Here is a 12,899-nt window from a genome sequence, read left to right on the forward strand (position 1 = left end):
TTTGGATCCCTAGTCGGTACGGCAGTCGGTAGCGCGACGGGTGCAACGGTGGGCGCAGCCACCAAGCCTAGTGAGTGCCGGCTACGCGAAGGTGGGGTCATCGCGTCGGAGTACGTTGCTGACGCACGGCTATCTAAACGATGAAGGCCCGGAGCAATCGGCATTCAATTCAGCCCACGCTTGCCTGAACGGGGTACCGATTTACCCTCTGGCCATGCTGGTCTTTTGTGATGGCGGCGGTGGTCATACGTGGCGGTCAGTTGTAGCCTGCAATAACATTGCCTCTAGCCACCACAGTGCCGCCGGCGCTTCCAGGGAACATCGTCATCATGACCAGCCGAGCGCAGGTTGTCCCCCTCGTCATCATCGCAGTCATTGCGCTCGTATCTGCCTTGCAGCTGGCGGCTGCTGTCTTCGCTCCCGTTGCCGGTGCGCTCTTTATCATCGCGCTCGTATGGCCGTTCCAGAAGAGCCTGCAGCACTTTCTGCCTAAGCTGCTGGCCCTCGCACTGGTGGTCGCGGTTATCGTCCTTGTCTTCGTCATGCTGACGTCGATCGCAGCCTGGGGATTCGGGCGCATCGGCCGCTCCGTGGTTGCCGACAGTGCACGGTTCCAGGCGCTTTACGGTCAGCTTGCCGCCTGGCTCGAAGGTCATGGCATTGTCATCGCCGGTGCGTGGGCCGCACATTTCAACGTAGGATGGTTGCTGCATGTTTTGCAAGGCGTGACAGCTAGGTTGAACACGACGATTTCGTTCTGGATCGTCGTTGTCGTCTATGTGCTACTCGGCCTGCTCGATACGGAGGCCACCTCCCGGAATATCCGAAGGGCTCTTTCCGGGGAAACCGCAAATGCCTTGATCGGCGGCGGCGCGCTCACGGCATCCAAGTTGCGGCGCTACATGCTTGTCAGGACGGTCATGAGCCTTGCCACTGGCGCGCTGGTCTGGGCTCTTTCCGCCGCGTTCGGACTCCGGTTCGCCGCAGAGTGGGGCGTGATCGCCTTTACACTCAATTACATCCCTTTCATGGGGCCGTTTGTATCGACGCTCCTGCCAAGCGCCTTTGCGCTGGCGCAGTTCGGATCACCGCAGGCGGCCGTCCTCATCTTCGCCGGCCTCAACATCATCCAGTTCGTCATCGGCAGCTACATAGAGCCAAGAGTGGCGGGCTACGCACTTGCGATGTCGTCCTTCCTGGTTCTCTTCTCGGTTTTCTTCTGGTCGTTCGTGTGGGGCCTGTTCGGCGCATTCATTGGCGTACCGATCACGATTGCGATCCTGACCTTCTGTGCGCAATTCTCGTCGACGCGATGGATCGCGGAGATTTTTGGCGCACCCACGGCGTAGGAAAACGAGCTGCAACGATAGCCCGGTTCTGAGCTACCGGCCGCGTTCCGCCGATGATGGCGGCGCAAAGCATCGCGTAAAAGCTTGCGGTAGCGTCGACGCCGATCCTCAGCCATCTGGTGCGCCGTCACGTGCCAGTAGCCCTCGGCGACGGGAACCTCACGGTCGTGCCAGAAATTCGGTCGCAACTCGCGGCAGATGGTCGAGTGGTCTCGGCGAAGCGTCCGTGCGATCTCTGCCTGGCTGATCTTCTTTTCATGCATCCGCGCAATGACGCAGCGTTCATCCATACTCAACTGCACAAAAGAACGGGCCACATCCATCCTCCTGAAACGATAGCCGATTTGTCCTTGTTACATTTGAAAATGGAATCCGCCTCGTGACACAGAATGTCAAAGCTGGATGGAGATGCGACGCCGCTGGCCCGTTAGAAATGCGACACTGGCCGCGTTCTTGCGCTGACGGTCAGCCCTCGACCGGACCGGCTGGACCGGGTTGCAAGGGTAGGGAGGGGGCGGGTGAGGGGCACCCCTTCGGCTTTAGCTTCCTCAGTTGTGGTGACTGCTTTGTCCAATAGCGGTCATCAGACGAAAGCTCTAACCGCCAGAAGCTATCGGCAACGGTGGCAGAACTGCTTCCCGTAAAAGTCTTGATGCAGGGTGCTTTACTCCATCGAACCCTGCCGCATTGATCTTCTCTACAATGCCGCCTTCATCCAAAAGCAGACAAAGGTGATTTGAAGCATCACGCGAATGAATTTGCCAGTTTGGTGAGATGGGGGGTAGGGATTGTGTTAAACCTGTTTCCAAGGAACAACTACATGCGCTCCTACAAAGTTGTCGATGCCTTCTCAAATAAGCCGTTCATGGGAAACCCGGTAGCGGTCATTCTCGACGCGGAGGGGATTAGCGACGCTGAGATGCAGACGATTGCTCGGTGGACCAACCTTTCCGAAACCACATTCCTACTTCCAGCAACATCTCCGGAAGCGGACTACAGGCTTCGTATATTCACCCCTCGCAGCGAACTGCCATTCGCTGGACACCCTACGATTGGCAGTGCCCATGCCATCCTTGAGGCGGGCCTACATACTCCACGCGACGGGCAGCTCGTGCAGGAGTGCAAAGCAGGTCTGATCAGGATCGCTGTGTCTGGAGAAGGATCAGAGCGGACGCTCACCCTTTCGATGCCGCCCGCTAAACTCAGAACGCTTTCCGATGATGAGGTGGCCGAGCTTGAGGCGATCCTCGGCAGCTCTGTCCTCAAGGATGAAGCGCCGGCGATCATCGACGTAGGCGCAGTGTGGGTCGTTGCTCGGCTCGACAGCGCTGAAGCTGTCCTTCAGTTGACGCCGGATTTCGCCCGCTCTGCAATGTTCGAGCGGAAGCTTGGTGCTACCGGTGTGACTGTCTTCGGCAAACACAACGACGGAATCACCGATATTGAAGTGAGGTCGTTCGCTCCTTCATGCGGCGTGGAAGAGGACCCGGTATGCGGTTCAGGCAACGGAAGCGTCGGTTACTTTCGTGCGAGCAGAGAGAGTGTTGCTGTCGGCCGCCTGACTTACACTGCGTCGCAGGGACGACAGGTCGGTCGGGACGGTCTTATCTCCATTATTGCCGAGAACGGGCTCGTCAGTGTTGGCGGAATGTCCGTCACCTGTGCTGAAGGGAAGCTCAACTGCTGAATTCTTGACGGCGGCTTTGGGCCGAAAGCTGCCTTCATTCAGCAGCCTCCATTCGAGCGAGTGCCCTCTGTCGTCTCGCAATCACCTCCGGATCGTTCATGAAATCCGTCCGCCGCCCAGGCTTGCGGCCGCGCTTTTGATATCCATTGCTCTGGCTGCCGTCCGGGATCTCAAACATGCTGTTGGTCTGTCCGGTTCGTCGCGGGCCACGTTTGCTCCGTTGCAAATCGCGGCCTTCCTGCATCTGAGCAAGCAGCGACAGCATATCGTCCAATCGTTTGTTCTCAACCACAGGCGACCGGTGAACCGAGCGAAGCGTGTCGAAGGTTCTGTAGGACAGGTTGAAACTCTCGTGCATGATCTCCAGAATGTACCCTCCCACACAGAACGATCGCATAAGATAGCTTATGGAACTGCGCGGCAACCCGACGCTCGGGCTCGTGATCGCGAGCATTCTGGGCGGACCGATCGCGCGTCGACCCATGGCGCCGCGCCGATTGTCTTCATCACTCTCTCACCGGTATCGGCATTCTTCATCGATATAGCCAACGCCGGGATCATTACGTTCATGGTGAGGTAAGCCGTCCGCACGCTGCGCACGCGAGCCGTCCCGCCTCGATAGCAGCGGGCGCTCCTGTCCGGGGTCGACGGCAGCGCCGATTAATCCCGAACACTGCGAGGGATGCATCGTCGTAGTTTGGACGTCGGACAAACATTTTGCAGCTTGCGGACGTGCTTCGGGATAATATCGTCTCGCCCAACTACGAAAGGCTCCGAGCATGGTAGATAGATCCGAAAAAAGCATCAAACGCCGCGATCTGATCAAGACATCCATTGCTGCGGTCGGGGCAGCAACGGTGCTTGCGGCCAATGCCAGCCCAGCGGCTGCGCAAACCTCGTCCTCCGCCGACGCGATGGCTGGAAAGAGAACGGTTTATACCGGAGAAACAATCCAGGGGAAGAAAGTCGTCAGCGCGCTCGACGTCAACGATCTGGAACCCGGCAAGAAGCACCTCCTGTATCTTCAGGGCGTGCAGATGCGCACCGGAGAGCACTGGTACGTGTCCGTAATCGTCGCCAGAGGCGCAAAGCCGGGTAAACGCGTCGTCCTGACCAGCGGCGTGCACGGCGACGAGATGAGTTCGGTGCATACGGTCATGACCGTGATGAACCAGCTCGATCCGGCACAGATGTCGGGGACGGTGATGGCGGTCACGGACATAGCGCGCCCGGCCATGTTGGCCATCCAGCGCAAATGGCCCAACTCAAGCAGGAGCATCGACCTGATCGATATGAACAGGGTATGGCCGGGGAACGAGAACGGCACAGCGCCCGACCGGCATGCCGCGCTGGTGTTCAACCGGCTGCTACGGCCAAATGCGGACGCTGCGATCGACTTCCATACCGGGACGACCGGCTTCGAGGTCAGCGCATTCAATATCGCCAGCATGGATGTGCCGGAGACGAAGGCGATGGCCGAACTCTATCCGGTCGGCCAGATCCTCGACATGCCGCAAAATGCCTTTCCCACAACCCTGCACAATGCGCTCCTCGCCGCGGGCGTCCCTGCGATCTGCCCGGAGGTCGGCGCCGCGCGCGTCCTGGATCTCCCGATGATCGCGCAGTTCGTAGAGGGTACAATGAACGTGCTCAAGCAGCACGGGATCATCGCCGGCCCGTTGGGGCGTACCGGCAAGGATGTGCGCGTCTTTGTCGGCCGTGGCGCAGTCCCGGTTGCCGCAACCCACGGAGGGTTCGTCGAGCATCTGGTCAAGCTCAACGACAAGGTCGAGGCCGGCCAGAAGATCGCCATCCAGCGCAACAGCTTCGGTGAAGTGGTCGCAGAATAAGCGAGCAGCGTGACCGGCGAGGTGTCGGGCCTGCGCACCGATGTGATGTCCGAACCCGGAGACAACCTGGCGTTTATTCTGTTCGAGAAGCCGGCTCCGTACGGCGAGGACGCCTATCAGGAGTAACGAGTGCCTCCAGACAAGAAGCCGTAAGCTGCGATGTTCTCAGCGGCCTGCGGCGCGCCGGACCCTGCCTTCTCTTGCCAACGCCCCTATTTGGAGCTCTATGATGTTGAGAAATCTATCGATCGCGGCGATTGGTGCCCTGTTGCTTGCAAGCTCCGCGCATGCCGAAACCGGAGCGTCGATTGGCGGGGGCAACCCTTACCCCGTCAGCGACTACACGTGCCAGGACGGCACGCATTTGGCAGTGCGTCTGTTCGGCGACCGCGCTTCGGTATCCGTCAACGGCGCACCTGCGGTTGATCTGCTGGCCATGGGGACAGAAGGAACGACTTATTCAAACGGCCGGTGGACGCTGACCATCGTGCAGGGACAACTGTCGTGGGGCGTCGGCCGCGCCGTGCCGTCGCCATGCACCGGCGGTTGAGCGTCTCGTTGCAATAAAATCGGTATCGTGGGTATCTGCGCATGCGATGCGATCGAGCGTGCCATCGCCGGCATCTCGACCTCCGACGGTTTACGATCCGTCAACTAGAATGGGGAGGTCAGCAAAGATCGAGTCGCGTTTGCGAGCGTTCCAGGCATCTGTCGTTCAACCTGCACCAAACGCACGAAGATATTTCGTACGCTCTGCATAGCCTGGGCCCTTCGCTTCGGTTAGGTTAGGTTAGGTTACCGCTGCTACAGACCCCCCATTTGTTGGAGTGACCCGATGACATCTCGTTTTTTGGCAGTCCTTATGGTGGCTTCCAGCCTCGTTTCCGCACCGGTCGTTCTTCCCAACACCGCGCAGGCCGCCGTCGAAATTAGCATTGGTACAATTCTCAATGGCGGCCGCGGAATCACCTGTTCACAGGGCGAACGTATGCTGCGGCTACGAGGTTATCGGGATATACGTCGAGTCGATTGCCGCGGGCGGTTCTTTGTATACCGTGCTTGGCTCGGTGTGGGCAGATTTGAAATTGCCGTCCGTGCTCGGGATGGAAGAGTGGTGGACAAGCGCCGCCTTTGGCGATGAGCCTGTAGCTGGCTCTGAGATGGTTAGCTATGTCATCAATAAGATTCCGACCTTAAATCCTGGGCAAAGCCCTCAGTATGGCGAACTCGACAAGCATGGCGATTTCATTTTCGGCCGGTCGAATACGCAGGCCCCGAAGCGCCCGTTGTCGACGCTATGAAAACACCTTCGGGGGTAACGATTGATCTACCCCCGGACGTCGCAGCATCGATGAGCGTTATACTGGTTAATCAACCCGCCGAGCGAGCGCGGCGTTCTACAGTGTTCTGGATCCTCTATCGGCGCGACATTGGCACGACGGTGGCGGTCGCCGACGCCGCGAAAGTCATCAGTCGATCATTTTACTCTAGCATAATCGAGTATTAGACCTTATCATCGCACTTCATCTGAGCATTATTTAGTATGCGGACCCAGAAGAGGACGGCCTCTTTAACGCAGCGTAGCCATCGTTTCCGTTGAACACGCGGCACTGCGCTGTAGTGAAGAGCGCATATCAAGTTTCGTTCCTTTCACTACACTCACGTATACTACTGAAAATGGGGCCACTACATGGCTGGACATGGCAACTTCAACCTGATGAAAATGAAGCTGATTGGCTTCGCTAGTATCGTTATCGGGTTCCTCGTCGTAGCGTCCGGCTACCGCTATGGCTCGTTCGGGTTCGGATTCGCAGGAGCGGTCCTCTTGCTTATTGGAATAGCTTTCGTCATCGGCCACGTCCTCCGCCGAAATGAACGGCGGTAGGGCCATTGGCGCCACGTAGTCTATAGACGCAAAGCCAACTGACGCATTCTGTGCGCCCGGCAGATCGATACGACTGCGCAATCGACGGATTGCGCGCCCCCGGAGCGTATTCGGACTTTCTCCCAGCACTCTCCGCTGGTCGGGGAGGAGCGGCAAACGAACAGGGGAGTGACAACGAAACCATGACTTCTCACGACACCATGCCGCGCAATGCAGGTGGCGATCCGACCGGCCCGCCGGCGTCAGTTCGCTTAGTGCTGGGCGGAGTTATGCTTTTAGCGGGATTGGTCGTCCTGACGGATGTGGCGTTTGCGTCATTCGTTGCTCCAGCCTTCATCGGAACCGCTGCCATCATGGTCGGCACATTCGAAATCGTCCACGCCTTGTGGGCAAGAACCTGGGTCGCCGTGTCGTGGCAGATGCTGCTGGGGTTTCTTTACATCGCCCTGGGCCTGATCCTTACTGACGCCGCCGGCTCGAGCGTGATGGAGATGTTGACGAACATTGTGGCCCGGTCCGGGCGTACACAAGAGCTGTTGCAAACCTATGCGATCGGCCTGTTGTTCACCCTGTCGGGCATCGTCAGGATCTTGCTCAGCATCAGCCATTGGCGTGAGGCAGGATGGACGATGATGCTGTCGGGAGCCTTTGGCGCCGGGGCAGGATTAGTCATCTTGTCCGAGTTCCCAAAGTTAAGTCTGTGGATGCTAGCGCTCTTGCTCGGCATCGATTTCCTGACGCAGGGCCTAGCGTGGCTTAGATTTGCATTCTCCCCTCGGCCGGAGAGAGGTGGAGACGGTGCGAACCACCCGCGGAAGCGAACTCAAACGAAATAAAGGTCAAGAATGCCTCAGTTCATCGGGGGGCGGACAAGACTCATGGCGGGGCGAGTATCCGAGAGTGCGGAGCGAAAATCATCCATCATGTTGCCTTGCGCGGCGAGGGCGACTTCGGTGCGATTTGTCGCATTTAGCTTGCGCATGATGTTCGAGATGTGGACCTTTATCGTGTTCTCCGACAGGTTCAGCTGTTTGGCGATGACTTTGTTGGGCAGGCCGCGCTGCAAGCTTGCCAGCACCTGTCGCTCGCGTTCCGTAAATGCAACACGCGATTTGTCGGTACTGGAGGCCAACTCACCAGTCTCGTCACCCGCCGGCAATTGCAGGGCACCGCTATTTCGGGCTAGACGGGGGCATGTGTCATACAGCCTACCCCGCCTCCAGTCGTAGATTGCGGAAAGTGGACACCGGCGCCCATGACATGGGTTTTCGGCACCCCGGCCATTCCTTTTCGAGCGCCCTGATCGCGCCCGAGGTGTGCATCTAAGGGTGGCGCCCGTGAGGTCAAATTCACGATCCGATCGCACATCCTCGCTCGAACGTCGCGTCAGATGGCCTTCTGGTCCGGAACCACCAGCGGCCCGCCGGATATAGGATCCTCTATGATGACGGCCGAAAGACCGAAGACATCGCGAACGAGGTCGGCCGTCACGATTTCCGTCGGTGGTCCCTCCGCCAAAATCGCTCCGTCGCGCAGGGCGATCACATGGGTCGCATAACGACAGGCAAGATTGAGGTCGTGCAGGACGGCAACCAGCGTCCGGCCCTCGCGATTGAGGTGCCGGCAGAGGTCGAGCAGCTCGACCTGATGTGTGATGTCGAGGTAGGTCGTCGGCTCGTCGAGCAGCAGGATCTCGGTTTGCTGAGCCAGCACCATGGCGATCCATGTCCTTTGCCGTTGCCCGCCGGAAAGCCGATCGACGCGCTCCAATGCGAGATGCTCGACACCCGTTGCCGCCATCGCGTCTGCAACCGCTACCTCGTCCTGTCGCGACCAACGCCTCAAGAACGTCTGGTACGGATAACGTCCGCGCGCCACCAATTCCGCAACAGTGATGCCCTCAGGTGCGACCGACGATTGCGGCAAGAGCCCAAGGCTTCGGGCGACCTCTCGCGAAGCGTAGGTGCCGATCGGTTTCCCCTTGAGGAAGATTTCCCCACTCTCCGGCTTCAAAAGCCGGGCGAGCGCTCTGAGCAACGTCGACTTGCCGCAACCATTTGGCCCGATGATTGCGGTGAAGGAGCCCTCAGGTATCGCAACGCTGAGGTTGCGCAGCACGGCGTCCCGATAGCCAACCGTGATGTCCATTGCACGAAGCGGATGTGGGGATGTCATGGCCTTGTCTCCCGAACGAGCAACCAGATGAAATAGAACCCACCGATAACGACCGTCATGACACCGACTGGGAGCTGGTTGCCGAAGGCCCGTTGAACCGCGAGGTCGGCCACGAGCAACAGCAGTCCGCCGCACAAAGCAGATGTGAGGATCGATACGCTCGCCGTCGCAGTCATCCGGCGTGCGACTTGCGGGGCCACCAGGGCGATGAAGGCGATCGGGCCGGCAAAGGCCGTTGCCGCCGCGGTGAGAGCGACGCCGACAAATGTCAACGCGAACCGCATGCGCATAACCGGAACGCCAGTGGCTCTCGCCACGTCGTCGCCAAGTTCCATCTGGCGCATCGCTTGCGCAAGGTAGGCGCTCGCCGGCAGAAGCACCGCAAAGGCGAGAGCCGCAAACCGCAATTGGTCGAAACCGAGGCCGTTCAGCGATCCGGCCCCCCAGAATGCGGCTCCGAGCGCTGCCTGGAGGCTCGCCTGGCGGATCATCCACATGTTGAATGCGCCGAGCAGGGCAGACACACCGATTCCGATCAGGATCATGCGGAAGCCGTCGACGCCGCCGCGCCAGGCCAACGCGTAGACGAGCGCGGCTGCGCCGAACCCGCCCGCCACGGCACCACCTGCGGTCAGCCAGTAGCCTCCGCCGAGGTGCAAGAGAACAATCAGTGCGCCGGTGTAGGATCCGGCCGAGAAACCAATGACATCGGGGCTTCCGAGCGGGTTGCGGGTCAGCGATTGGAAGATGGCGCCGCTGACGCCGAGCGCCATGCCGATGAGCACGGCGCCAAGGACGCGCGGCAACCGCCATTCGATCACGACGAGTTGCGCGCGCTCATCGCCAACACCAAGGAGAGCCGAAACGATATCGCCAACCCGCAGCGGAAATGCCCCGCCAGCCAGCGCAAGCGTTGCGACTGCCACGAGCGCAATGGCCAGCAGAAGCGCTGCAATGGCGGTGTGTGTTTCCACCTTGAAGGAGAACGGACCACAACGGATCACGCGATGCGCCGGCCCATCTAAGGCGGTTGCGTCCACTTCATATCGACAATTGTCGCGCCGCATCGAGGCCGAGCTGTTCATGGTGCCATGGCCCCTCCTCGGCGCGCCAGCAGAATGAGCACAGGGGCGCCGATGCAGGCTGTGAGGATCCCCGCTTCGAGTTCGTCCGGATAGAGGGCGAACCGGCCGACAAGATCGGCCAAGAGCAAGAGGATCGGCGAGAGCACGATGGTGAAGGCGATGATCCAGCGCTGATCCGGGCCTGTGAGCAAGCGCACCGCATGAGGGACCATGAGCCCGATGAATGTGATCGGGCCGGCAGCCGCAGTCGCCCCGCCAGCAAGAAGGGTGACCGCGAGAACGACGACGATGCGCAGATGGGAAAGCCTGGTACCGAAGGCCTGTGCGAGATCGTCGCCGAGTGCCATGGCATTCAGGGACCCGGCAACGGCGACTGCCAACACCAGTCCGAGCAGGATAACGGGGGCCGCGGTCAAGACCACCGTCATGTCGCGACCGCCCATCGAACCGATCGCCCAATGGCGCATGCCGTTAAACGTTGTCGGGTCAATCAGCGAGATCGACATGCTAAGGCCGCCGAGAACCGCCGAGAGCGCAACGCCGGCAAGGATCAGCCGCACGGGCTCTGCGCCGCCTCGGCCGACAGTACCGATCGCATAGACAAGCGTCGCCACGGTCATCGCGCCAAGCAAGGCAAACCACATGTAGGCGCCGATCGAGTGCCAGCCGAAAACACCAACGGCAAGGGTGACGAAAAACGCAGCCCCGGCATTGACGCCAAGCAGGCCGGGGTCGGCGAGCGGGTTGCGCGTCATTGCCTGGATCAGGGCGCCGGCGACACCGAAGGCACTGCCGCACAGGAGCCCCAGAAGCGTTCGCGGCACCCGGTACGCGCGAACGACAACATGGTCGACATTCGTCGAGTCGTAGGCAGTGAATGCTTGAAGCCCGGTCGGAAGGTCGATGGAGCGAGGCCCGGTCAGAATGCTGGCGGCCAACACGACGACGAGAACGGCAAGGGCGACAAGAAGCACCGGCAGCAACAGACCAGCACGGCGCCGGCATCCCGAGCCAACTGCCCTGACCAAGGCCCGATCGGCCACGCCGAGCGCCCCGTCGTCTGCAGCACCGGTCACGATCATACCCGCGCCTGCCCTTCGACCCAGTAGCCGACGGCGTCTATCCTCGTCTTGTCGAAGCCGAGCGTATCGCGAAAGTGCTTGCGGGCTGCGGATGCCGCGCGCGCCTCGCCGGCGATATAGATGTAACCCGGACCATCCGGCAGCATGTCGATGCTGCGTGCGATCGCATGCAATTGCGTCGGCCCGTCGCGACCGGCCGCATGCCCATGGGTGTGATGCCAGGTTAGCGACAAGGCGGCATCGCTTGACAGATCCTGCTCGTCTGCCGGCGCGGGCACCTCGACATGAACAATCACGGTAACCGCGTCCGGCATCTCCTCGAGAATGCGCCCTACCGCCGGCAGGCCGGTAATGTCCGTCAGGAGCAGGATCCATTGCGCATCCGCCGGCGGCTCATACCGCCCTTCCGGATTACAGAGACCGATGACATCGCCGGCCCTGGCATGTGTTGCCCAGCTTGCCGCGACACCCCCCTCATGCGCGACCAGGTCGACGGTCATTTCGCCGGTCGAGCCATCCCATCGGCGCACGGTGTAGGGACGGTTCGGGCAGGATGGAGAGCCGTCGAAGCGACCCCATCTCCCGTCCCTTTGCTGCGGCAAGGTCACCGGCAGACCACCACCGGGAGAAAAGGCGAGCCGGACCCACTCATCGGCATGGTCGCTCGCCTGATACCGGCCATGGTCCTCGACCTGGAGGCGAACGCGGATCATGGAGGGCGTGAGGTGCCCGGCAGAGAGCACCTCTGCGAAAAAATAGTCCTCGTGATACATCAAAGTTCCTCCGATTGGCCTTTTGTGCGGACAGCCGCGTCTGCGAGTGCCGGCACCAGCCTTGGAAAGACATGAGGGATGGAAAGAACGCTCGGCCAGGACGCGGCCCAAACAGACAAGGGGTCCTCAAGCGGGACATAGGCGCGACGCCTGACGGGCGAAAACATCTGGAACAGTGGTTCATTCTCCATCGCCTGGCGCGCACCTTCCTCGTACCAGGCGACAAGGACATCGGCATCGACGGTATCGAGTAGCTCCAGGCTGACATCGACCGAGGTGCGCCCCGGATTTGCCTTGGCAAGCCGATCGACGCCGGGCGCCACGGCCATTCCAAGCTCGATCAGCCAGTCGACCCGCGTCTCGCCCGGCAGATAGACCACCATCGAGCCTGAGCCTGCGAAATGCGTCGCGAAGGTGAAGGTCCTGCCCGCGAGTGAAGGATTTGCCGCGGCCAACTCGCCAATTGAGCCGCGCGTGCGGCTGATCAGCTGTTCGGCGTCGTTGTCGCGCCCAAGTGCTGCACCGATCAGGCGTGTCTGTTCGCGCCAGTCCGCCAGCCACGGGCCACTGCGATAGGTGATCGTCGGCGCTATCGTCGATAGTTTCCGGTAGACCAGTTCGTCAGCCCCGGAAAAGACGTTGATGATCAGGTCAGGCTCGAGCGCCAGGATCGCCTCGTAGTCAATACTGACGCCGTCGAGTAACACCGGCCTGCTTTCGCCGAGCAACGGTTCGCACCAGGGCGCGACACCGCTCTTAAACATGCCGCGCCGGACCATCGCGATCGGTCGCAGGCCGAAAGCCAGCAGGCTATCGTCGTCGCAAAAGCCGGCGCAGACGATGCGTCGCGGAAGACGCGGCACGACCGTCTTTCCGAAGGCGTGATCCACCGACACCGGGAACGACATCGCCCCGCTACCCGCGTACGCAGCTGTAGGCGGGCCGAACACGCCGCCAAGGCAAAGGCCCAGGAAAGCGCGGCGCCGAAAGCGAATTTCGTCGTCGATTGCGGC

Annotated in this window: 11 protein-coding genes and 5 pseudogenes; 6 read left to right on the plus strand and 10 right to left on the minus strand. The window is 60.6% G+C overall.

Features of this window, described 5'->3' with window-relative positions:
* The first annotated feature begins 329 nt into the window (after window positions 1-329).
* Window positions 330-1,349: an AI-2E family transporter gene (locus C1A35_RS07465; protein WP_104663714.1), complete on the plus strand. Its 1,020-nt coding sequence runs from the start codon at window positions 330-332 to the stop codon at window positions 1,347-1,349.
* 71 nt (window positions 1,350-1,420) lie between these two features.
* Here the strand turns inward: C1A35_RS07465 and C1A35_RS37320 are convergent.
* Window positions 1,421-1,666, minus strand: a pseudogene (locus C1A35_RS37320) (helix-turn-helix domain-containing protein); the annotation flags it as partial.
* A gap of 279 nt (window positions 1,667-1,945) precedes the next feature.
* Window positions 1,946-2,077 (minus strand): annotated as a pseudogene (nikE, locus tag C1A35_RS37325) (nickel import ATP-binding protein NikE); the annotation flags it as partial.
* A 92-nt stretch (window positions 2,078-2,169) separates the two neighbouring features.
* Between nikE and C1A35_RS07475 the strand changes: the two are divergent.
* Window positions 2,170-3,036: a PhzF family phenazine biosynthesis protein gene (locus C1A35_RS07475; RefSeq protein WP_104663716.1), complete on the plus strand. Its 867-nt coding sequence runs from the start codon at window positions 2,170-2,172 to the stop codon at window positions 3,034-3,036.
* Window positions 3,037-3,070: 34 nt separating this feature from the next.
* On the opposite strand, the pseudogene C1A35_RS07480 reads toward C1A35_RS07475, so the two are convergent.
* Window positions 3,071-3,403, minus strand: a pseudogene (locus C1A35_RS07480) (ISNCY family transposase); the annotation flags it as partial.
* A gap of 412 nt (window positions 3,404-3,815) precedes the next feature.
* Between C1A35_RS07480 and C1A35_RS07490 the strand changes: the two are divergent.
* From C1A35_RS07490 to C1A35_RS35825, 3 genes and pseudogenes are all read left to right on the plus strand, one after another.
* A pseudogene (locus C1A35_RS07490) lies at window positions 3,816-5,012 on the plus strand (succinylglutamate desuccinylase/aspartoacylase family protein).
* A gap of 100 nt (window positions 5,013-5,112) precedes the next feature.
* A complete protein-coding gene (locus tag C1A35_RS07495; RefSeq protein ID WP_234822820.1) occupies window positions 5,113-5,436 on the plus strand; it encodes a hypothetical protein in 324 nt (107 codons plus the stop codon).
* Window positions 5,437-5,836: 400 nt separating this feature from the next.
* Window positions 5,837-6,187 carry a hypothetical protein gene (locus C1A35_RS35825; RefSeq protein WP_158665012.1) on the plus strand — a complete coding sequence of 117 codons (351 nt, stop codon included), beginning with the start codon at window positions 5,837-5,839 and terminating at the stop codon, window positions 6,185-6,187.
* A gap of 269 nt (window positions 6,188-6,456) precedes the next feature.
* On the opposite strand, the gene C1A35_RS35830 is transcribed toward C1A35_RS35825, so the two are convergent.
* Window positions 6,457-6,744 carry a hypothetical protein gene (locus tag C1A35_RS35830; RefSeq protein ID WP_158665013.1) on the minus strand — a complete coding sequence of 96 codons (288 nt, stop codon included), beginning with the start codon at window positions 6,742-6,744 and terminating at the stop codon, window positions 6,457-6,459.
* Window positions 6,745-6,953: 209 nt separating this feature from the next.
* Here C1A35_RS35830 and C1A35_RS07510 point away from each other — a divergent pair, with 209 nt between their 5' ends.
* Window positions 6,954-7,607 carry an HdeD family acid-resistance protein gene (locus C1A35_RS07510; protein ID WP_104663720.1) on the plus strand — a complete coding sequence of 218 codons (654 nt, stop codon included), beginning with the start codon at window positions 6,954-6,956 and terminating at the stop codon, window positions 7,605-7,607.
* Between the two features lie 14 nt (window positions 7,608-7,621).
* On the opposite strand, the pseudogene C1A35_RS36655 reads toward C1A35_RS07510, so the two are convergent.
* The 6 genes and pseudogenes from C1A35_RS36655 to C1A35_RS07540 all read right to left on the minus strand — a co-directional run.
* Window positions 7,622-7,870, minus strand: a pseudogene (locus C1A35_RS36655) (response regulator transcription factor); the annotation flags it as partial.
* A gap of 287 nt (window positions 7,871-8,157) precedes the next feature.
* The gene (locus tag C1A35_RS07520) at window positions 8,158-8,946 is read right to left on the minus strand and encodes an ABC transporter ATP-binding protein (protein WP_104663721.1); all 789 of its coding nucleotides are present in this window, start codon (window positions 8,944-8,946) and stop codon (window positions 8,158-8,160) included.
* Window positions 8,943-10,031, minus strand: coding sequence for a FecCD family ABC transporter permease (locus tag C1A35_RS07525; RefSeq protein ID WP_234822821.1), 1,089 nt, complete (start codon window positions 10,029-10,031; stop codon window positions 8,943-8,945). The genes C1A35_RS07520 and C1A35_RS07525 overlap by 4 nt, the downstream gene beginning before the upstream one ends.
* Window positions 10,028-11,107, minus strand: coding sequence for a FecCD family ABC transporter permease (locus tag C1A35_RS07530; RefSeq protein WP_234822822.1), 1,080 nt, complete (start codon window positions 11,105-11,107; stop codon window positions 10,028-10,030). The genes C1A35_RS07525 and C1A35_RS07530 overlap by 4 nt, the downstream gene beginning before the upstream one ends.
* A 2-nt stretch (window positions 11,108-11,109) precedes the next feature.
* Window positions 11,110-11,886 (minus strand): siderophore-interacting protein, encoded by a 777-nt coding sequence (locus tag C1A35_RS07535; RefSeq protein ID WP_104663723.1) that lies wholly within the window; start codon window positions 11,884-11,886, stop codon window positions 11,110-11,112.
* Window positions 11,886-12,794: an iron-siderophore ABC transporter substrate-binding protein gene (locus C1A35_RS07540; RefSeq protein ID WP_158665014.1), complete on the minus strand. Its 909-nt coding sequence runs from the start codon at window positions 12,792-12,794 to the stop codon at window positions 11,886-11,888. Before C1A35_RS07540 ends, C1A35_RS07535 begins: the two co-directional genes overlap by 1 nt.
* Window positions 12,795-12,899 lie beyond the last annotated feature (105 nt).

Origin of the sequence: Ensifer adhaerens, assembly GCF_002940685.1 — a bacterium.
GTDB classification, from domain to species: Bacteria; Pseudomonadota; Alphaproteobacteria; order Rhizobiales; family Rhizobiaceae; genus Ensifer; species Ensifer adhaerens_E.